The sequence below is a fragment of the Streptomyces sp. NPDC006624 genome, assembly GCF_040611555.1.
Lineage (GTDB): Bacteria > Actinomycetota > Actinomycetes > Streptomycetales > Streptomycetaceae > Streptomyces.
Genome location: NZ_JBEXOM010000003.1, coordinates 241,960 through 262,155, shown reverse-complemented (window position 1 = coordinate 262,155; position 20,196 = coordinate 241,960). Strand labels below are relative to the sequence as shown.

14 protein-coding genes and 1 pseudogene are annotated in these 20,196 nt (G+C 76.4%); 4 read left to right on the top strand and 11 right to left on the bottom strand.

Annotation, left to right across the window (positions count from 1 at the left end):
* Window positions 1-424: 424 nt before the first annotated feature.
* Genes ABZY20_RS07560 through ABZY20_RS07550 form a run of 3 tightly spaced genes read left to right on the top strand, consistent with a single transcriptional unit; the run spans window position 425 to window position 4,744 of the window.
* On the top strand, window positions 425-1,699 hold the full coding sequence (locus tag ABZY20_RS07560; protein ID WP_356437973.1) for a TIGR04053 family radical SAM/SPASM domain-containing protein: 1,275 nt from the start codon (window positions 425-427) through the stop codon (window positions 1,697-1,699).
* The gene (locus ABZY20_RS07555) at window positions 1,683-4,298 is read left to right on the top strand and encodes a multicopper oxidase domain-containing protein (RefSeq protein ID WP_356437970.1); all 2,616 of its coding nucleotides are present in this window, start codon (window positions 1,683-1,685) and stop codon (window positions 4,296-4,298) included. Before ABZY20_RS07560 ends, ABZY20_RS07555 begins: the two co-directional genes overlap by 17 nt.
* Complete coding sequence (locus ABZY20_RS07550) at window positions 4,298-4,744, top strand: hypothetical protein (protein ID WP_356437967.1); 447 nt, start codon at window positions 4,298-4,300, stop codon at window positions 4,742-4,744. Before ABZY20_RS07555 ends, ABZY20_RS07550 begins: the two co-directional genes overlap by 1 nt.
* 110 nt (window positions 4,745-4,854) lie before the next feature.
* On the opposite strand, the gene ABZY20_RS07545 is transcribed toward ABZY20_RS07550, so the two are convergent.
* The 11 genes and pseudogenes from ABZY20_RS07545 to ABZY20_RS07495 all read right to left on the bottom strand — a co-directional run bounded on the left by ABZY20_RS07545 (window position 4,855) and on the right by ABZY20_RS07495 (window position 18,391).
* Window positions 4,855-6,657, bottom strand: a complete 1,803-nt coding sequence (locus tag ABZY20_RS07545; protein ID WP_356437964.1) for an ABC transporter ATP-binding protein — start codon at window positions 6,655-6,657, stop codon at window positions 4,855-4,857.
* Window positions 6,654-8,393 carry an ATP-binding cassette domain-containing protein gene (locus tag ABZY20_RS07540; RefSeq protein WP_356437961.1) on the bottom strand — a complete coding sequence of 580 codons (1,740 nt, stop codon included), beginning with the start codon at window positions 8,391-8,393 and terminating at the stop codon, window positions 6,654-6,656. The genes ABZY20_RS07545 and ABZY20_RS07540 overlap by 4 nt, the downstream gene beginning before the upstream one ends.
* A complete protein-coding gene (locus ABZY20_RS07535; RefSeq protein WP_356437958.1) occupies window positions 8,390-10,042 on the bottom strand; it encodes a nitroreductase in 1,653 nt (550 codons plus the stop codon). The genes ABZY20_RS07540 and ABZY20_RS07535 overlap by 4 nt, the downstream gene beginning before the upstream one ends.
* A 35-nt stretch (window positions 10,043-10,077) precedes the next feature.
* Window positions 10,078-11,457, bottom strand: coding sequence for a YcaO-like family protein (locus tag ABZY20_RS07530; protein ID WP_356437955.1), 1,380 nt, complete (start codon window positions 11,455-11,457; stop codon window positions 10,078-10,080).
* The gene (locus ABZY20_RS07525) at window positions 11,454-12,935 is read right to left on the bottom strand and encodes a CocE/NonD family hydrolase (RefSeq protein ID WP_356437953.1); all 1,482 of its coding nucleotides are present in this window, start codon (window positions 12,933-12,935) and stop codon (window positions 11,454-11,456) included. The genes ABZY20_RS07530 and ABZY20_RS07525 overlap by 4 nt, the downstream gene beginning before the upstream one ends.
* Window positions 12,932-13,867 (bottom strand): hypothetical protein, encoded by a 936-nt coding sequence (locus ABZY20_RS07520; RefSeq protein WP_356437950.1) that lies wholly within the window; start codon window positions 13,865-13,867, stop codon window positions 12,932-12,934. The genes ABZY20_RS07525 and ABZY20_RS07520 overlap by 4 nt, the downstream gene beginning before the upstream one ends.
* Window positions 13,868-13,968: 101 nt before the next feature.
* Entirely contained in the window at window positions 13,969-14,082 is a 114-nt protein-coding gene (gene amiA, locus ABZY20_RS07515; RefSeq protein ID WP_356437947.1) for a streptamidine family RiPP, read from the bottom strand.
* 58 nt (window positions 14,083-14,140) lie between these two features.
* Window positions 14,141-14,962, bottom strand: coding sequence for an ABC transporter ATP-binding protein (locus ABZY20_RS07510; RefSeq protein WP_356437944.1), 822 nt, complete (start codon window positions 14,960-14,962; stop codon window positions 14,141-14,143).
* 20 nt (window positions 14,963-14,982) lie between these two features.
* On the bottom strand, window positions 14,983-15,990 hold the full coding sequence (locus ABZY20_RS07505; RefSeq protein ID WP_356437941.1) for an iron ABC transporter permease: 1,008 nt from the start codon (window positions 15,988-15,990) through the stop codon (window positions 14,983-14,985).
* A 413-nt stretch (window positions 15,991-16,403) separates the two neighbouring features.
* A pseudogene (locus ABZY20_RS07500) lies at window positions 16,404-17,372 on the bottom strand (iron ABC transporter permease); the annotation flags it as partial.
* Between the two features lie 89 nt (window positions 17,373-17,461).
* Entirely contained in the window at window positions 17,462-18,391 is a 930-nt protein-coding gene (locus ABZY20_RS07495) for an ABC transporter substrate-binding protein (protein WP_356438671.1), read from the bottom strand.
* Window positions 18,392-18,527: 136 nt separating this feature from the next.
* On the opposite strand from ABZY20_RS07495, the gene ABZY20_RS07490 reads away from it, so the two are divergent.
* Window positions 18,528-19,736 carry a hypothetical protein gene (locus ABZY20_RS07490; protein WP_356437939.1) on the top strand — a complete coding sequence of 403 codons (1,209 nt, stop codon included), beginning with the start codon at window positions 18,528-18,530 and terminating at the stop codon, window positions 19,734-19,736.
* Window positions 19,737-20,196 lie beyond the last annotated feature (460 nt).

Here is a 20,196-nt window from a genome sequence, read left to right as displayed (position 1 = left end):
CCCAAACCCCGGCGGCCCGCCGAATCCCGCAGACGCCCGAAACCCTGGCAGTCCGCCGAACCCCGGCAGTCCGCCGAACCCCGTAAGCGCCCGTAACCCCGGCGACCCGCCGAACCCGTAGGCGCGCGCACCCCCGGCGGTCCCCCGGACCCCGCAGATGCGCGGAACAGGGACCGTTGCCCCGTGTTCGCGGGACCATCGGCCGCCGCGCCGCCCGCGGTCCCCGGTGGATGCTGACAGCCGACCGATCCTGGAGGTTTCCCGTGCACGACCGTTACCGGCCCCCGCTCGGCCGGCTCCGCCGCCGGCGCTCGCGAGGGCTGCCGCGCATGGTCGGGACCGGTCACCGTCCGGCCGCCCGCCTCGTCTGCCCTGACTCCAGGGCGGCCGGACACACCCTCAACGGCCCGGGGAGGGCGGCGCGATGAGCGCCGGCACCGCCCGCGCGATCCGCCGCCAGCGGCACGACGCCACCGAGCGGCCCTTCATCGTCATCTGGGAGTCCACCCGCGCCTGCCCGCTGGCCTGCCGCCACTGCCGGGCCGAGGCGGTGCCCGACCGCGACCCGCGCGAGCTGGACACCGCCGCCGCCCGGGACCTGCTGCGTCAGGTGGCCGCCTTCGGGCAGCCCGCCCCGCTGTTCGTGATCACCGGCGGAGACCCGTTCCAGCGCCCCGACCTGACCGAACTCATCGCGTACGGGCGGGAGATCGGGGTCCGGGTGGCCGTGTCGCCGTCCGGCACGCCGACCCTCACCGAGGAGAGGCTGCGGGCCGTGCACGCCGCGGGGGCGGCCGGGCTGTCGCTGAGCCTGGACGGCTCCACCGCCGCGCTCCACGACGACTTCCGGGGCGTGCCCGGCGTGTTCCGCTGGACCCTGGACGCCTGGGACGCCGCCCTCGCCCTCGGGATGAGGGTGCAGATCAACACCACCGTCGCCCGGCACAACCTGCACGACCTGCCCGACATCGTCCGGCTGGTCGCCGAGCACGGGGCGATGCTGTGGAGCGCCTTCTTCCTGGTGCCCACCGGGCGCGGCCGGGCCCTCGGCGCGCTGACGCCGGGCGAAGTGGAGGACGTCCTGAACTTCGTGTACGACGTGGGTCTGACCGTGCCCGCCAAGACGACCGAGGCCCATCACTTCCGCCGTGTCGCCCTGCAGCGGCAGATCCTCGCCGCCAAGGGGGACGACCACGTGGCGGCCCTCGGACTCGGTCCCCTGTACCGGGAACTGCGCGAGCGCGTAGCCGAGTTGGGCCTGGACGCGGGAGAGCGGCGGGTGCGCCGCCCGCCCCTGGACGTCAACGCGGCCCGCGGCTTCGTCTTCGTCTCCCACACCGGCACCGTCCATCCCAGCGGCTTCCTGCCGCTGAGCGCGGGGAGCGTGCGCGAGTCGCCCCTGACCTCGATCTACCGGACCTCACCGCTGTTCACCGGCCTGCGCGCCGCCGACATGCTGGGCGGCCGCTGCGGGCGGTGCGAGTTCCGCCGGGTGTGCGGCGGCTCGCGGTCGCGGGCCTACGGCGTCCACGGCGACCCGTACGCCGAGGAGCCCTGGTGCGGCTACGTCCCGGGCTCCTTCCCCCACCAGCGGGAACTGGCCGCGCTGCTGTCCGGCGCCACCGGGACCGCATCCCCCGCACGCAACCGTCCGACCGCCGCCCCGGGCGGCGAGGAGCACCGTGTACCGCAAGACTGAAGACCCCGCCCCCGCCGGCGGTCCCCCGCCCAGCAGGTTCAAGGCGTCCGGCCGGCGTGGACACCATCTGGCCGCCCACGCCCTGGTCGCGGTGTGGGCCGTCCTCGCGCTGCTGGCGGCGAGCGCCCAGCAGACGCTCCCGGTGGCCCGCTGGCTGGCCGTCCACCTGTTCCTGCTCGGCGCGGCCACCACGGCGATCGTGGTGTGGAGCGAGCACTTCGCCGTCGCCATGCTGCACGCGCCCCGGCCCGACCGGCGGTGGAGCGCCGTCCGGCTGGCCGCCGTCAACGCGGCGGTCGCCGGGGTGCTCACGGGCGTCTGGGGTGATCTGCCGCTGCTGACGGGTGCCGGGTGCGCGCTGCTGGTCGTCGCGATCACGGCGCACCTGGCCGTGCTGGTCCGGCTGGGCCGGGGGGCGCTGGGCGGGCGGCTCGCGCCGATCGCCGGCTACTACCGGGTCGCCGCCGCGGCACTGGTCGTCGGCGGTGTGCTGGGCTGGCTGCTGGCCACCGGCAGCGCCGGTCCGCAGCACCACACCGGGCTGCGGCTGGCCCATGTGCACGTCACGCTGCTGGGCTGGATCGGGCTGCCCGTGCTGGGCACGCTGTTCATGCTGTGGCCCACCGTGCTGGGCGTGCGGATGAAGGAGCGGACCACCCGGGTGGCGCGGTGGGTGCTGCGGCTCACCGGCGGCGGACTGCTGCTGACGGTGGTCGCGCTGGCGTTCGGGTGGCGCTGGCCGGCCGCCGCCGGTCTCGCCCTGTACGCGCAGGGAGTCGCCGTCGCCGTCGACCTGCTGGTGCGCACCGTACGCGGCGGCAGGCCCGTGTCCGCCGCGGCGGCCTGGACGCTGGCCGCGTCCGGCTGCTGGCTGCTCATCGCCGTGACGGCGGACCTGGCGCTCCTCCTCACCCGCCCGCTGCCCGCCGCACAGACCGGCTTCGACACCTTGGTCCCGGTGCTGCTGATCGGGTTCGTCGCCCAGATCCTCGTCGGCGCCCTCACCTACCTGCTGCCGGTGGTGCTCGCCTCCGGCCCCCAGGAGCGTGCCGGTCTGCGGGCGGTGCTCGAGCGGGGCTGGCCGCACCGGCTGCTGCCCTTCAACGTTGGTGTGGTCCTGCTGGCGCTGCCCCTGCCCGGCCCCGCCGGCACGGCGGGCACCCTGCTGGCCGCCGCGTCGGCGGTCGCCTTCCTCACGCTGACCGTGGCGGTGCTCGTCCGCAGTGGCCGGGCGCACCGGACGGACACCGGGGGCAGCGGTGGGGGACGGCGTCCCGTCCTATGGGGCTCCGCCGCGGGGACCGTGCTGATCGTGCTGGCCGTGCTGGTGGCCAACAGCGGTGGCGGCACGGGCGGCGGGTCCCTGGCCACCGGAGGCGGGGGCACGGGAACCGGTGCCGTCCGGACGGTGGCCGTCACCCTCACCGACCTGCGCATCCGCCCGGCCCGCATCGAAGTCCCGGCAGGCACCCGGCTACGGCTGCGGGTCACCAACACCAGTGCCCAGCGCCACGACCTGAAGGTAGAGAACGGGCCCGCCACCCCCATGCTCGGCAAGGGCGACACCCGCGTCCTCGACCTCGGGCCGGTCACCGGCGACCGCGAGGCGTGGTGCACCCTGCCGGGTCACCGGGCGGCCGGGATGTCCATGGACATCGTCCTGACCGGCGGCACGCCCGAGTCGAGCGCGCACTCCGGCCACGCCACGGCCGAACCCCCCGACGGCGCCCTGGACCTCTCCGCCGGCTTCTCCCCCGGCTGGCGGCCACGCGACGCCCGCCTCTCCCCCGCCCCCGGCGGCAGGGTCCACCGGACCGAACTGCACGCCGCGCACACCACCGTCGAGGTCGCTCCCGGTGTGAAGCAGCAGATGTGGACCTTCGGCGGCACCGCGCCCGGCCCCACCCTGCGCGGCAAGGTCGGCGACGTCTTCGAGATCACCCTCGTCAACGACGACCACGGCATGGGCCACGGCATCGACTTCCACGCCGGCGCCCTCGCCCCCGACCGGCCCATGCGCACGATCCGGCCCGGCGAGCGCCTGGTCTACCGCTTCCGCGCCGAGCGGGCCGGGGCATGGCTGTACCACTGCAGCACCGCACCGATGCTCCAGCACATCGGCAACGGCATGTACGGCGCCGTCGTCATCGACCCGCCCGGCCTGGACCGGGTCGACCGCGAGTACCTGCTGCTCTCCTCCGCGCTCTACCTCGGCACCCCGGGCAGCACCGCCCAGGTGACGAAGATGCGGCGGAACACCCCCGACGCCTGGGTGTTCAACGGCATCGCGAACCAGTACGCCCAGCGGCCCCTGAAGGCCAGGGCCGGCGAGCGGGCCCGCTTCTGGGTGGTCGCCGCGGGCCCCGGCGACGGCATCGCCTTCCACGTGGTCGGCACCGTCTTCGACACCGTGTACAAGGAGGGCGCCCACCTGCTCCGGCCGGCCGGGGCGGGCGGCGCGCAGGTGCTGGACCTGGCCCCGGCGCAGGGCGGTTTCGTCGAGACGACGTTCCCCGAGGCCGGCCACTACGCCTTCGTCGACCACGACATGCGCCACGCCGAGGCCGGAGCCCACGGCACGGTGGAGGTGAGCGAGTAGTGGACACCGTCGGCTGGTGGTCCCTGGTCCGCTTCGCGCACGTGGCCGGAGCCGCCCTGTGGGTCGGCGGCCAGCTGGCCCTCTCCCTGGTGGTGCTGCCGCTGGCCCGCCACCTGCTCGCCCCGGAGGCCAAGGACCCCTTCACCGCCGCCGCCGGCCGCCGTTTCGGCATGCTGACGGGCGCGGTGTTCCTGCCCGTGCAGCTGGCCACCGGCTGGGCCATGGCCTGGCACAAGGGCGTGACCTGGGCCTCCCTGGCCGAACCCGGCTACGGCCGCACCCTGGCGGTCAAACTCGCCCTGTTCGCGGCGGTGATGCTCGCCGCCGCGGGCCACGGTATCGCCCACGCCAGGGGCCGCGCCGACCTGGCCCGTGCCCTGGCGGTCGTCTCCCTCGTCGGCTCCCTCGGGGTCGTCCTGCTCGCCACGGCGTTGCCGGCGACGTGAGCGGCAAGCCCTCCGCTCCCCACCCAGGCCCGTGCGCCGGCTGCCCGTCCCGTCCTCCTGCCCGGCCCCCGAGCCACCGGACGTCCGCAGCCGCCCCGGGCGCCCCGCGCTCACGAAGGAGTCGTGGCCAGTACGCGGTTGAGCGCGCTGTCCGGGCGGGCGGTGAGTTCCTCCCAGGTGCCTTCCTCCGTGATGCGGCCTTCCTCCAGGACGGCCACGCGGTCGGCGCGGCGGACGGTGGTGCGGCGGTGTGCGATGACGATGGTGGTGCGGCCCTCCTGCCGTAGCGCGGTGGCGAGTTGGGCGTCGCCAGCGTTGTCGAGGTGGGCGGTGGACTCGTCGAGGACGAGGACCCTCGGCCCGGCCAGCAGCGCGCGGGCGAGGGCGATGCGGGCCCGCTGGCCGCCCGAGAGCGTCGCGCCGCGCTCGCCGACGAGGGTGTCCATCGGGGCGATGCGGTCGACGCCGCACAGCCGTGCCGTCTCGGTGAGGCGGTCGTCGTCCGCGTCGGGTGCGGCGAGCCGCAGGTTCTCGGCGAGGGTGCCGTGGAACAGGGGCGTCTCCTGTCCCACGAGGACGACCGTGCGCCGCAGTTCCTCGTCGCTGACCTCCCGCACGTCCACCGGGTCGCCGTGGGCGGGCACCAGCTGGACCGCGCCCTCGGACGGATCCCAGAAGCGGGCCAGCAGGTGGGCGCAGGTCGACTTGCCCGCGCCCGAGGCGCCGACCAGCGCGAGCGTCTGCCCCGCGCGGACGGTCAGTTCGACGCCGTCCAGGACGGGCCCGCCGCCGTAGTCGAACCGCACCCGGTGCAGCCGGACGCCCAGCGGTCCCGGGGGCAGGGCGCGGGGTGCGGCGGGCGGCGGCGCGAGCGCGGGGGCCGTGACGGCCGCGCCGACGCGGGCGGCGGCGGCGCGCAGGGCCACGGCCTGGCTGAGGGCGCGGGCCGACTCCGCGACCGGGCCGAGGACGGACAGGGCCAGGGTCATCGCCGCCGGGGCCCACGCGCCGTGCAGGCGTCCGGAGGTCACCGACTGGGCGGCCGCCGCGACCACGCCGAGGACCGCGGCCACGATGAGGAGGTCGCGGACCGCGCCCGCGACGGCTTCCCAGGTGGCCTCGGCGCGCTGGGCGTCGCCCACCTGCCGCCCCCGCTCGGCCAGTCGGCGGCGGCGCTGCTCCAGAGCGCCGAAGGCGAGCAGTTCGCGCAGCCCGTCGACGGTCTCGACGGTGTCGGCCGACAGTCCCGCCACGGCCGTGCGGGTGCGGCTGCCGCGCGCCGCGCGGGCGCGGGCGTCGGCGAAGGGCGCCGCGGCGAGCAGGGCCGCGACCGGCAGCACGGCGGTCAGCAGCCACGGCTCCACGGCGGCGAGGACGACGGAACCGCCGGTGAACACCGTTCCCGCGGCGAGCAGTTGGGCCGTGGTGTGGGCGTAGAAGAACTCCAGTGCCTCCACGTCGGCCATCGCGGTGGCGGCGAGGTCGCCGCTGCGCCGGCCCGCGACCCGGGCGGGCGCGCTGCGGGCCAGCCCGTCGAAGACGCGGATCCGCAGGGCGGCCAGCACCCGGTAGGCGAGGTCGTGCGACAGGTCCATCTCCCGCCAAGTCGTCAGGGCGCGGACGAGGACCAGGGCGACGAGCGCGGTGACGGTGGCTGCGGAGGGGGCGCGTCCTTCGATGACGGCGGTGCCGACGGTGTGCGCGGCCAGGGTCAGCAGCGCGACGAGGGAGCCCTGTTCGAGGAGCGCGACGGCGCAGGTGCGTGCCGTCATGGCGCGGTGCTCGGCGAGGGCGGGGAGGAGGGCGCGCAGCGCGCCCCGCGCGGGGGCGTCCGGGTCGCGGGGAGCGTCGGTGGTGGCGGCTGGAGTGGTGGTGGCGCTGGGTGGAGTGGTGGTGGGGGTGGCGGTGCTCATGCGGCGAGTTCTCCTCGGTGGGCGCGGCCGGCCTCGACGAGCCGCGTGTAGACGCCGCCGGCCCCGACGAGTTCGGCGTGCTCGCCGACGGCGTCCACCCGTCCCTCGTCGAGGACGACGATGCGGTCGGCGTGCCGGACGGCGTCCAGCCGATGTGCGACCACCAGGACGGTCCGGCCGCGTGCGGCGTTCAGCAGTTCCCGGACGATGTCCGCCTCGCGGCGCTCGTCGACGGAGCTGGTGGCCTCGTCGAGGACGAGCACCGGGGCGTCCGCCAGCAGGGCCCGCGCGAGGGCCAGGCGCTGGCGCTGGCCACCCGAGAGGGTGGCGCCGCGCTCGCCGAGGACGGTGGCATAGCCGTCGGGGAGGGCGGCGATCTCGTCGTGGACGCCGGCGACGCGCGCCGCCCGGGTCAGGTCCTCGTCGGTGGCGTCCGGCCGGGCCAGGCGCAGGTTGTCGGCGATGGTGGCGTGGAAGAGGTACGTCTCCTGGGAGACGACGGCGATGCCCTGGCGCAGCGCGTCGAGCGCGTAGGCGGTCGTGGGGCTCCCGTCGAGGGTGATCCGGCCCTGCTGCGGATCGTGGTGGCGCAGGAGCAGGGCCAGGAGCGTGGACTTGCCCGCGCCGGACGGGCCGACGAGCGCGGTGGTCCGGCCCGGCTGCGCGGTGAAGGAGACGCCGTGCAGAGCGGGTGCCGGTGCTCCGTCGTAGGTGAAGTGGACGTTCTCGAAGCGCAGTTCGGGCGGCGCCTGCCAGTGTGCGGGGGCCGTACCGGTGTCGGGGACGGCCGGCTCGGCGGTGCGCAGGGCCGCGAGTCCGTCCGCGGCGGACACGCCCAGGTATCCGGCGTGCCACTCGCGGGCCAGGTCGCGGACCGGCCGGAAGCACTCGGAGGCCAGCAGCAGCATCAGGTAGGTGCCGGTCGCCGTGGTCGATCCGGTGACGGCCGACCGGCACGCCAGGAGCGCGGCGGCGACGGTGCCGCCCTGGATGGCGAGGTCGGTGATGCCGGTGTCGGCCAGCGACACCCGCAGTTTGGCGACGGTCGCCCGGTGCAGCGCCGCGGACCGCTTCTCCAGGCGTGCCCGGGTCCGGCCGACCGCGCCGGCGGCGCGCAGCGCGGGCATGCCCTGGAGGGCCTCCAGGTAGTCGGCGCCCAGTCCTTCGTAGGTGTCCCAGTGTTCCTTGCCGCGGGCGGCGAGGAGCCGGTCCCAGGCGCGCGGCCCGGCCAGGGCGAGGAGCAGGGCGGGGACCAGGCCGAGCAGGGCGAGCGGTTCGACCAGGGCCAGGGCGGCGAGGACCAGGGGCGGCACGGTGAGGGTGATCAGGAGCTGGGGCAGGTAACGGGAGACGTAGGCGTCGACGCCCTCCACGCCCTCCACGAGGGTGGTGCGGACGGCTCCGGCCCTCGCGGTGGTCAGGTGGGCGGGCCCCAACCGGCCGAGGCGGGTGAGGAGTTCGTCGCGCAGGGCCACCCTGACCCGGGCTCCGGCCCGGGTGGCGGTGCGCCGCTGCCACACGGCGAGTCCGGCCCGGGCGGCGACGACGGCGAGCACCGCGGCCAGCAGCCACGGGAGCCGGCCGGTGTCGCCGCGGGCCAGGGCGGCGAGCGCCAGGGCGAGCAGTGCGGCCTGCGCCAGGTGGGTGAGGGTGACGGCGCCCTGCAGGAGGGTGGCCGTGAGCAGGGGGCGCCGTGCGTGTCCGGCGGCGCGGCGCAGTTCGGGGTGGACGATCACGTGGTGTTCTCCTCGTCGGCGTGGCGGGTGCCGAGGGCCAGGGCGTGGACGACCCAGTCGCGGCCCGGGGCGGCGCCGAGCGCGGCGCCGAGATCCGCCTGCTGCCAGGAGCCGACGGGCCGGGCGGCCAGCCCGTGGCGCAGGGCGGTGACATGGGCCAGGTGGACGGCGAAGCCGGCCACCAGGTGGGTGCGGCGGATGTGCGCGGCGTCGGCGTCCGCCGGGCAGCCGTGCGCGAGCAGGACGGCGCCCGCGTCGGCGATCCAGGCCTGTCCCGCGGCCCAGGCGGCGAGCGCCGGACGGGCCTCGCCCGCCGCGTACCGCCGCAGCGTCGTCCCGTCCGGGGCGAGTTCGGCCAGGCCGGGCCGCGGCGGACCGACCGCCACGCTCCAGCGCAGGCCGTCGGCGGCGGCCGGCGGGAAGAGCGCGGTGCTCGCCCGTACGGCGGTGCCGAGGACCGCCCGCAGCGCGTCCTGCGACGGGCCGCCCGGCAGCGGCGGCGGGGTGCTGCGGCGCGCCAGCAGTTCGGCGGGAGCGGGCGAGCCGCCCGGCAGCAGCGGTCGGGCAGTACGGCACGCCGACGCCTCGGCGGGAGCGGGCGCGCCCTCCGACAGCGGCGGCGGGGTACTGCGGCGCTCCAGCAGTTCGGCGGAAGCGGGCGAGCCGTCCACCGACGCCGGTCGGGCGGTGCGGCGCGCCGACGCCTCGCCGGGAGCGGGCAGGCCCTCCGCCGACTGCGGTCGGGCAGTGCGGCGGGCCAGCAGTTCGGCGGGAGCCGGTGGGCTCTCCGGCGACTGCGGTCGGGTGCTGCTGCGCGCCATCAACTCGGCGGAAGCACGGGCACCGTCCACCGACGCCGGTCGGGCAGCGCGGCGCGCCGACGCCTCGCCGGGAGCGGGCGCGCCCTCCGACAGCGGCGGCGGGGTACTGCGGCGCTCCAACAGCTCGGCGGAAGCGGGCAGGCCATCCGGCGGCTGCCCGAGGGGCGGCGCGGGATCCGGGGCGGCGTCGGGCGGTGCCGGCCGGGCGGCCGCCGAGGTGCGGGCGCCGTCGGCGGGGTGCGCCGGGTCGCGGTCGCCGGGCGGTGGGATGTGCACGGCGGCCAGCGGGCTCTCGGCGAGTCCGTCGAGCCGTACGTCCGGCTCCTGCGTGCCGAGCGCGTGGGCGGCGAGGTACAGCGCGGCGGCGGCGTGCCCGGTGTCCAGCAGCAGCAGGGGCCAGGCGCGGTGGCCGTAGTGGGAGACCGTGCGCCGCGCGGTGACGGTGAGCCGCGCGGTCACGCCCGGTGGCGTGCCGTCGGGGTGCCGCCCGAGGTGGTGGACGCGGTGGCGCAGCGGGTCGTAGCCGTAGCGGCCGGGTGGCAGGGAGCAGCCGGTGCCCACGACCAGTTCGGTGTCGACCGGGTGCAGCGCACCGGCGGAGGGCGCGGGCCTGAGGCGTCCGGAGTCGTCCGAGGCCGCCAGGGACAGGCGCAGCAGGGCTCCCAGGTCGAGGTCCGCCGGGCCGGACCGCGGGATGGGCAGCGGCGGTCCGGGCCAGGCGCGGACGGCTGCCCCGGCGGACGTGTCGGGTCCGGGGCGCTGCGCGGAGCGGGCGTGGGCGAGGGCGGCGACGAGGTCCACCGGGCGGTCCTCGTGGGGGTGTTCCACCGGGCGGTCCTCGTGGGGGTGTTCCACCGCGTCCCTCACATGTGCGGCGGAGGCGCCAGCGTGAAGTCCTCCGGCGCGCTCGGCGGGGTGGTGCGCCAGCCGCGCGCGACGGCGGCCTCGGCGAGGCGCGGGCAGCCGAAGTAGCCGAAGGCGGCGGGGGCGTTGGGCAGGAGTCCGGAGACGAGGACCCGGGCGACGCGCAGGGGCGTCTCGGCCACGTCCTCTGTGGTGAGGTCGAAGGTCATCACGCGGTGGCCGCCCGCGTGCAGCGCGCCGAGGAGCCGCTCCCGGCTGCCGGGCTCGACCGCGTCGACGGGCACGGTCCCGAGCGCGGGCGCGGTGAACCGCCGGGCCTCGGGCGCCATCCGCTCGTCCAGCCACACCTGCACGTGCGCGCCCAGGTCGCGGACGTGCTCGAACTGCCCGCCGCACGCGTCGAGGTAGCGTCCGTCGGCGCGGTGCTCCAGGTAGAGCCCGCGGGCGAGCAGCCCGGCCTCCACGGCCTGGAACACCCAGCCGTCGGGGTCCGTCAGGCCCTGGGTGAAGACCCAGGTGTGGACGGCTTCCAGGACGGCCTTGCGGGCGGCTTCGGCCGGGTCGTACTTGCAGGCGAACCCGGCGGCGTACAGGCCGAGGCGCGGGTCGTGGACGAGCGCGGCCATGCAGGGGGCGAACTCCGAGCGCATCTCGACGATGTGGACGTCGAGCGCGGAGCCGGCCAGGTCGTCGGCGAGGCCGGGCACGCTCGCCGGGTCGATGCCGCGGGCCGGGCCGTCGAGATGCCACCAGAGTTCCAGGGCGTCGCGTTCGACGATCTCCAGCAGGCCGCGGTCGACGGCGTCGTCGAGGCCCTGGCCGGTGGCGATCCCGGCGTAGTTGAGGTGGTGGGTGCGGGGCAGCTCGCGCAGAGCGCCCTGACGCCAGTTGAGGTGGGTGAGCGCGACGGGTGCCCAGACCTCCGCCTCCCGTCCGCCGGGCAGCCGTTCGGTGCCGCGCGTCCACAGGGCCGGGGTGGTCTCGGTGAGGGGGCGGTAGGGGAACTTCTCCCGGGTGTACTGCCAGTCGGCGTAGGCGGGCAGGTCGCCGGGGCCGTAGAGCCGCAGGCCCTTCTCGGCCAGTTCGGCGGCGGTGGCGCGCAGGGGGGCGTCGGGGTGGCCGGGCGGCGGCACGCGGTTGCCGCAGTACCGCTCGACGCCCTCGGCTATGGCGGCGATGCGGGCTTGTGCGGGGTCGCCGAAGGTCGTGCCGAGGGAGACCCGGTCGGCGGGCCACAGCCCGAGTCTGCGGGCGTCGGATATCTCGGCGGTGAGCGCGGTGTAGCGGGGCGGGGCGCCCGCGGGGTGCTCGACGGGCTTGACCTTGCGGACGATGCCGCAGACGGGGTCGACGAGTGCTTCCAGCGGCAGCGCCGTCATCGCAGGGTCTCCTCGGCGGGGTCGGTGGGGGTGGGACGGGAGGGGAGCACGGGCAGGGTCAGCGTCACGCTGTCCGGGTCGACCTCGCGCCGCGAGGCGTCCAGCCGGACGGCCGTGATCGGGTCGTCGCCGGTGTGGGGGTTGCGGGCGTGGGCCGGGAAGTGGTGTCCGGCGATCTCCAGGCGCAGCCGGGTGCCGGCCCGCAGCCGGCGCGCGAGCCGGCCGAGCTCGACGGTGAACCCGCTCTCCCGGCCCGCCGGTTCCGCGCGCCGCAGGATGCCGACGGCGAGTCGCTCGGCGGTCCCCTGCGGCGTGAGGGCGACGAGCCGGGCGGCCCAGTCGGCGGACGGCGTGTGGGCGGTGGCCCGCAGCCGGACCCGCACGGGTCCGGCCAGGTCGAGCGGACGCGGCAGCGGTGGGGAGAGCAGCAGGCAGCGGTCGGCGGGCCCGTCGGCGGGGACGGTGAGGTCGTCGGAGCGGACGGGGCGGCCGGGGTCGGCGGTGAAGGCGGCGCCGTGCAGCAGCCGCAGCCGCTGCGCGCGCGGCTCGCCCTCGGTGCCTGCGGGCAGCCACAGTCCGGCGCCGCCGAGCGCGACCGCGCCGTGGCGGCCGGGTGCGAGGTCGCCGGCCAGGGCGCGCCGGGCCCAGCGCACGTACAGGTCGCCGAGGTTCAGCCGGTGGGCCGGGCCGGCGTCGGGTCCGGGGGCGGTGACGAGGCCGTGCCCCCAGGGGCCAAGCAGCAGCCGGGCCGAGGGTCCGCCCCAGTGCCGCCACAGCGCGACGGTGTCCTCGGTGAAGTGGTCGTGGTGGCCGCCCACGGCGAGCAGGGGCACACCGGCGTGTGCCGCCCGGGAGACGAGGCGGCCGCGGTCGTGCCGCCGCCACAGGCCGGCCCAGGAGGGCAGGGCGCGGCCCAGCCGCTCGGGGAGTTCGGTGAGCGGCAGGTGGGTGAGCAGCCCGGGGTCGGCGGCGAGGGCCTTGTCCAGGGCGCTCTCGTCGGAGTCCCGGCGGTCGCCGTGGGCGACCCACCATCCGGCGCGGGACAGCAGCCGTTCCACGCCGGACGCCTCGCGTGCCGTCTCGGCCGCGCCGAGGGCGGGCACGGCGGCGATGACGGCGTCGGGCCGTGCCTCCTCGGGCGCGTCGAGGGCGAGGACGAGGGCGCAGTGGGCCGCGTAGGAGGCGCCGGAGGCGACCAGCCGGCCGTCGTTCCAGGGCTGCCGGCGGATCCAGCGGGCGGTCGCGGCGCCGTCGGCCGTCTCGTGGGCGTACGGGTGCCACTCCCCCGGTGATCCGTGCCGGCCCCGTACGTCCTGGACGACGGCGGCGAACCCGCGGCGGGCCCAGCCGCGCGCCTCGGCGCGGTGCCGTGTCCGGTCGTAGGGGGTGCGCAGCAGGACGGCCGGGAAGGGGCCGTCCCCGTCCGGGAGTTGAACGTCGGTGGCGAGTTCCCCCACCGGCGCGCTGAACGCCGTCACGTGTCCCTCTTCGGCATCGGGGCGACGTCGGGCACCGGCAGGACGGGGTGCTCGGTGACGGTCAGCGTGCGCAGGTCCACGCGCCGGAGCCGGCGGCGGGCCGGGAGGCCGGTCCGGTCGGGGGCGCCGGTGGCCCATCGGGCGAGGTCGTCCGCGAGGAGGGCCGTGAGCAGGGTGGCGGCGGGGGCGGCGAGCCGGACCGGGGCGCCGGAGGTGCGGGGTCCGCTCCAGTAGGCGGCCAGTTCGCGGTGGGCGGGTGTGGCGGCGAGCCGGCGGGAGCGGACGTGCGCCGAGGTGACGTCGCCGGGTGCGGCGGCCACCGGTTCGACGTACGCCTGCCAGCCCTCGCGGTGGCAGCGCAGCCATGCGACGCCGTGCTGGGGCAGGCTGTCGGCGGCGTCCCACAGCCCGTCCGGCACGGGTCCGTCGAGGCACCACACGACGGCGGCGGGGTCCCCGTCGAGCAGGTCGTCGACGGTCACCGGGGTGCTGCCGGAGTCGGTGACGGTCGAGGTGCTGCCGGAGGCGGTCACGGCCGAGGTGGTGCCGGAGGCGGTCACGGCCGGGGTGGTGCCGGAGGCGGTCACGGCCGAGGTGGTGCGGGGCCGCGCGCCCAGGGCGGTCAGTTGCTCGGCGAGGGGCGCGGTCAGGACCGGGTCGCCGAGGAGGCGGATGTCCCGGCGGGCGGCGGGCCACTCCGGGTCGGGCGGCTCTTCGGCCAGATAGCCGGTCTCCTCGAACGCCCGCAGCACACGCGCGAGTTCGTCGTCCATCGGACCGGTGGCGGTGCCCGTGAGCAAGGAGAGCAGGGCGTCCTCGTCGGCGTCCCCGGTCCGGACGCTGAAGAACTCCCCTTCCGGGGTACGGACGGCGAGCCCTCGCCCGGGTACGGCGACGACCTCGGCACCGGGGACGAGTCGGCTGCGGGACACGGGGATCCTCCTGACGACGGGGTGCGGGGGGTGCGGGACGGGAAGGGGCCCGCCCGGAAGGCAACGGGCGGGCCCACGGTCGAGGGTGGCTAGGCCCTCGCTTACTCCTCGGTGTCCTCGAAGGGGTTCTCGACGAGGGCGTTGGAGTGGGAGGCCGAGTCGTGCGCCAGCTGACCCGGGTCGGCGATCGGTGCGAAGACCTGCTCGCGGTCCATGAACTCTCCTTCATCTACGGGGAGATACGGCGTTCGGTTGAGCGCCGTGACACTCACCTTAATGAATCTGATTTTCATATTCTAGTGCGGGGAGGGGGTGATCTGGATAACACACCGGCCAGCCCCCCTCGGGGTCCCGGCCGACCCGGCCCGCCACCTTCAGCACGTCCGCCAGCAGCCCCGGCGTCACGACCTCCTGGGGCGTGCCGTCGGCGACCACACGGCCGTCGCGCAGGGCGACGACGCGTTCGGCGAACCGGGCGGCGTGGGCCAGGTCGTGCAGCACCATCACCACCGTCAGCCCGCGTTCCTCGCGCAGGCGCACCACGGTCTGCAGCACGTCGAGCTGGTGGTGCAGGTCCAGGTAGGTGGTGGGCTCGTCGAGCAGCAGGACGCGGGTGTCCTGGGCGAGCGCCATCGCGAGCCGGACCCGCTGCCGTTCCCCGCCGGACAGCGCGTCGACGTCACGGTCGGCCCACTCCTCCACCCCGACGTCGCGCAGCGCCCGGCGCACCACGGGGTCGTCGCCCTCACGCAGCATGCCCAGCGGGCCGCGGGCCGCGTACCGCCCTTGACGGACGAGGTGACCGACCGTCATCCCCGGGACGGCGGGGGCGGACTGGTGCAGCAGCGCCACCCTGCGTGCGGTGGCGCGCCGGGAGAGGCGGGCGAGGTCGTCCCCGCCGAGCAGCACGCGCCCTTCGCCGGGGCGCAGCAGCCCGGCGGCCAGCCGCAGCAGGGTCGACTTGCCGCAGCCGTTCAGGCCGATGAGGGCGGTCAGTTCGCCCGGCCGGACGGTCATGTCGACGCCCCGCAGCACGGGTCGTCCGGGGTAGCCGAAATGGACCCCCTCGACGTGGATCCCCACGGACTCGGTCATGCTCTGTCCTCCGGTCGACTTCAGAACGAACGGCTCGGCGTGCGGCGCACGACGACCAGCAACAGCGCGGCGCCGAGGCAGGCGGTGAGCGCCCCGACCGGCAGCGTGAGCCCCCCGGAGTCGAGCGCCGTCGCCAGCAGCCGCGAGGACAGCTGCGCCGCCGCGTCCGCCCCGCACACCACGACCGCCCCCACCAGGGCGGCACCAGGAAGGCTCGCCCGCAGGTCCGCGCCGAAGACGGCGACGGCCAGATGCGGGACGAGCAGCCCGACGAAGCCCAGCGCCCCGACGGCGGCCACCGCGCCCGCCGTCAAGGCCACCGCGCACAGCAGGGCCAGGGTCCGGGCCCGGCGGGCGGAGAGGCCGGCGGCGAGGGCGATGTCGTCCCCGCAGCGCAGCAGGGTCAGCGGCCCGGCCAGCAGCCAGGCGGCGATCCCCCAGAGCAGTGCCCACGGCCACAGCAGGTGCCAGTGCTCCCACACCCGGCCCTCCGTGGTGCCCACCAACCACTGCACCACGCTGCCGAGTTCACCCGGCTCCACCAGCAGCACCATGGCGGTGAGGCCGCCGAGCACCGCCGACACCAGCACCCCGTGCACGGCGGTCTGCGCGGGGTCACCGCGCCCGCGCCCGGCCAGCAGCCACAGCAGGGCCGCTCCGCCGCACCCGCCCACGCAGGCGGCGAGGACCACGGCCAGCGGCGAGTCCCACCCGGCGAGCCCCAGGGCGGTGGCGGTGACGGCGCCGAGCACAGCCCCCGGGGTCACACCCGTCACCTCGGGCCCGGCCAGGGGGTTGCGCAGGGCGGACTGCAGGACCAGCCCCGCCACGGCCAGGCATGCTCCCGCGCCGAGGGCCACCAGCATCCGCGGCAGGCGCAGTTGGAGGAGGATGTGGCGTTCCGTCGCGTCACCGCCCCCGTTCAGCACGTCCCAGACCACACCGGGCGACATGCCGCGCCCGGCCACCAGCTCCGCACCGGCGCACACGACGGCCAGCGCCGCGAGCACCGTGAAACGCCGGGTCACCGCGCTTCCTCCGTTCTGGTCGTGTCGACAGGCAGCGGACCCTCGCCGCCGGGCCCGGGCTCGTCCGGGTGGGCTTGACCCGATGCCGGGGTGGAGGGCTCGTTCGGGTGGGCGTGGGCCGGTGCGCGGGTGGGGAGCCCGTCCGCGACGGCTCGGTCCGACGCCCGGGTGCGGGGCGCGTCCGGGTGGGCGTGTCCCGAAGCCCGGACGCCGGGCACGTCCACGACGGCCTGGCCCGACGCCCGGACGCCGGGCACGTCCACGACGGCCTGGCCCGACGCACGGACGCCGGGCACGTCCACGACGGCCTGGCCCGACGCACGGACGCCGGGCACGTCGCCCGCCGCACCCGGTGCCGGGCGGTGCGCTCCGGGCAGCAGCGCACGCACGGCGGCCGAAGCGGTCCGGCCGCGTCGGGCCGGTCCGCCCCGGCGGCCCGACCGCATCAGCGCGATCCCGGCCGGTACCCCCAGCAACGCCGTCCAGGCACCGGCCGGTGTCTCCACGGGCGCCAGTGCGAGCCGGGCCGGGACGTCGGCGGCCGTCACCACGACGGCACCCCAGGCGGCGGACCACGGAAGCCAGCGCACCGGGCCCGCCGCCGGGTCGAACCAGCGGGCCAGATGCGGGGCGAGGAACCCCACCCACGCGACGGGCCCGCACACCGCCGTCACCGGGGCGATCAGCACCACGGCGATGGCCAGCGCCGCCAGCCGTGCGCGATGGGCACGCACGCCGAGTGCCTCGGCGTCCTCGTCGCCCAGGCGCATCACCGACAGCACCGGTGCACACAGCACCAGGGCGGGCACCGCGACGAGCAGCCACGGCCACAGTCCCGTCACGTCGTCCCAGGTCCGGGCGGAGAGGGAACCGAGCAGATAGCGGTAGATCAGCTGGAGGTCGAGCTGGTCGGCCATCACCATCAGGACGAGCAGCGCGGCCTGCAGCGCGGCCGCCACCGCGGCGCCGGTGAGCAGCACGGCGGACGGACTGCGGCCCAGCCCCGCGACCAGCAACGTCAGCCCACCGCCCAGCGCGGCGCCGCCGATGGCCAGCAGCGGCTGGACGGCGGCGGGCAGGGACAGGGTCAGCACCAGCGGCGCGGCCACCCCCAGCGCGGCCCCGGACGACACACCCAGCATCTCCGGCACCGCCAGGGGGTTGCGCAGCGCCTCCTGGAGCACCAGTCCGGCCGCCCCCAGACAGGCTCCGGCGACGAGCGCCAGCAGCAGGCGGGGCACACGGAGTTCGGTGACGACGATCCCGGCGAGACCGGTGCCGTCGACGTCCGTCACCGCGGCGGCCAGCCGGTGCGGGGGGACGTAGGGGGTGCCGAGGCTGAGGGCGCAGAGCGCGGAGGCGGCCAGGAGCACGAGCACCAGGGGTGGTTGCCACCTCCGGGCCGCGGGCTTCGGCCGCTGTCCGCCCGCCGCGGCGCGATCGGCCGCGGCGGGCGCCGAGAGGGGCGTCCTCACCGCAGCGCGGCCGTGGCCTCGTCGAGGACGATGCCCAGCGAACGGGTGCCGCGGCCCTTGGCCCACACCTCGGAGTTGACCTCGTGGACGTCGCCGTTCTTCACCGCCGGGATCTTGCCCCAGAGCGGATTGCCGGCGAGCTTCTCCGAGAGCTTGCCGTCCGCCTCGCCGAAGCTCATCGTCTCGACGAACAGCACGTCGACGCCCTGGGCGAGGATCTCCTCCAGGCTGTAACTGCCCTCCACGCCGCGGGACTTCCACGGGTACTGGGCGATCTTCGGGAACAGGCTGGCGGTGACGTCGCCCTCCGGGGTGGCGACGCCGAAGTTCTCGTCACTGCCGTAGATGATGAGCGCGGTCTTCTCGCTCGGGGTCTTCTCGGCCGCGGCGAGCTTGGTCCGGAAGGTGCGCTCCGCCTTCTCCCCCTCGGCGGTGCGGCCGGTGAGCGCGGCGACGTCGCGCAGGTACCCGACGCTGTCCTGCCACGTCTCGGGCTGCATGGCCCAGAACGTGGTGGCGCCCTTGAGCGCCGGGGCGAGCTTGCCGTGGGTGTCCCCCAGCCCGATCACCAGGTCGGGCTTGTGGGAGAGGATCGCCTCGACCTCCGGGGCGATGAATCCGCCGGGGATGACGTCGACTTCCTTGGCCTTCTCCTTCCCCAGGAAGTCCGGGTGGGCGAGCAGCGTGCTGTTGGTGGCCGCCGGGACGACGCCCAGTTCGGTCAGGATGTCGTCGCACAGCGCGAACAGGCAGACGATGCGCTCGGGCTTCTTCTTCAGGGAGACCTCGACGCCGTTCGTGTCGGTCAACTCCGTCGCCGCCTTGATGGGTTCGACGGTGACCTCGGTCCTCGTCGCGGGCTCGGCCTTGTCACTCGCGGGTTCTGGGGACGACGAACCGCAGCCGACCAGGACGGAACCCACCATCGCTGCGGTGATCCAACTGCGGACGAACGTGGACGGTGAGCGCAGCAATTGATGCCCTCGCTTCTTCTTCAGGTGCCGGGAACGCACCGAAGATACATGATAATCGTTTTCAACAGTCTGTTTTCCGGAGGACACCATGCCCGCTGCCCCTGCCGTCCTGTTCGTCTCCGACCACGTGGACGGCTGCGTCCATGTGCTGACCGTGCCGGACGGCGCCGTGGTGGGACGGCTCACCGGGCGGCATCTGTCCGAGCACGCCGGGTTCCTGGCGCTGCCGGGAGGGCGGGTGGCCTGCGTCGACGACCGTCGCGGGGAACTCCTCGTGCTCGACCCCTTCGCCGAGCGGCTCGTGGAACGCACGGTCCCGGTCGCCGTACCGGCCGAGCACCTCGCCTGCGACCCGTCCGGTCGTTTCTTGGCAGTGACCACCGGCCTGGGCAAGAACACCGAGCCCTGGTCGGACCTGCTGACGGTCCTCGACCTGGCCACCGGGGACGCGGCGCGGGTGCGCACGCGCGCCGGCGAACCGGGCGTGACGGTGCTGGGCGGCGGCGACCCGCTGGTCGTGCTGCGGCACCGGGAGCCCGGCGCGCTGGCCGTGCACCGGTTCGCGGACCTCCTCGCGGCCGCGCCCGGCTGCCCGGCGGTCACACCGCACGCGCTCCTGCCGCTCCCTGATGACGGGCACGGAGACGCCCAGTCACCCGGCGCGGGGCGGGTGTTCGCGGCCACGGGCGAGGGGGTGCACCGGGCCCGGAGGGAGGGCCACGGCCTCGCCGCCGAGGAGATCCTGCCCTGGGGAGCACCCGCCCGGGGCTGGTACCTCCGGCTCGACACCCGCCGGCCGGCACTGTGGAGCACGCTGCGCGGCGGTGACCCGGACCCGCTGCGCTGGCCGGAGTGGACCAACCAGGCATGGCACCACGACCTGGAGACGGGCCGCACGCGGCTGACGGAACTCGGCCCCGGGCTCGTCTTCCGCCTTGCGCTCGCGCGGCGCCACACCGCGTTCACCCGTATCCACCCCGACGGCGACGAACTCGTACTGCTGGACGCCGACGAGGGCGCCGCCGGCATCCGCCGCGTCCCCCTGCCCGCCATGGACGGCGCTCCGCGGCGCGGCGGCACCCCCTGGGAGGGCGTCCAGCGGCGAGCGGTGGCCGCCTCACCGGGCTCCGACTGGATCGCGGTCACCCGCGGCGGCCACGGGGAGGTGCACCTCGTCGACGCGGCGACGGGCCGCGAGGCGACCCGTGTACGGCTGAGCACACCGCTGCACCACGGCGGCCACATGGCGCTGCGCGCCCATGGCGACGGGGCCGACGGTGATCCCGTCGGCCGGTGACGCCTGGTTCCGTTCCGTAACGGCCCGGTCCGGAGAGCCCCCGCGGCGGGAAGCCAGCAGCCCCCGGGCCACGAACCCAGGGAAGCCCGGAGCCCGCCCGGCGGAAAGCCGACAACCCCCGCGGCACGAACCCGGGAAAGCCCCGAGCCCCGCCCGGCGGGAAGCCGACAACCTCCGCGGCACGAACCCGCAGAAGCACGGAGCCCCGCCCGGCGACAAGCCGGTAGCCCCCGTGGCGGGGAGTACCCCGCCCGCCCGGCGCCCCACCGCCCGGTGCGGTGTCATGTCACCGATCTCGTCCGGCCGTCACCCGCGGCGGACCAGGCCCCGGGCCGGGCACGGTCCCCGCGCGGGCAGCGGACCGGCCCGGGACGGCGGCCGGCTCCGGACAGCGGCCGGGACGGCACGCCGCCCACCCGGCGCCGGCCGTACGACGCACGACGCACGACGCACGACGCAC

What these genes read in the sequence shown, in the direction of transcription:
- ABZY20_RS07495 (WP_356438671.1), bottom strand. Translation starts at nt 18,391, where the DNA reads ATGGTGGGTTCCGTCCTGGTCGGCTGCGGTTCGTCGTCCCCAGAACCC.
- amiA (WP_356437947.1), bottom strand. Translation starts at nt 14,082, where the DNA reads ATGGACCGCGAGCAGGTCTTCGCACCGATCGCCGACCCGGGTCAGCTG.
- ABZY20_RS07545 (WP_356437964.1), bottom strand. Translation starts at nt 6,657, where the DNA reads ATGAGCACCGCCACCCCCACCACCACTCCACCCAGCGCCACCACCACT.
- ABZY20_RS07510 (WP_356437944.1), bottom strand. Translation starts at nt 14,962, where the DNA reads ATGACCGAGTCCGTGGGGATCCACGTCGAGGGGGTCCATTTCGGCTAC.
- ABZY20_RS07490 (WP_356437939.1), top strand. Translation starts at nt 18,528, where the DNA reads ATGCCCGCTGCCCCTGCCGTCCTGTTCGTCTCCGACCACGTGGACGGC.
- ABZY20_RS07530 (WP_356437955.1), bottom strand. Translation starts at nt 11,457, where the DNA reads ATGACGGCGCTGCCGCTGGAAGCACTCGTCGACCCCGTCTGCGGCATC.
- ABZY20_RS07560 (WP_356437973.1), top strand. Translation starts at nt 425, where the DNA reads ATGAGCGCCGGCACCGCCCGCGCGATCCGCCGCCAGCGGCACGACGCC.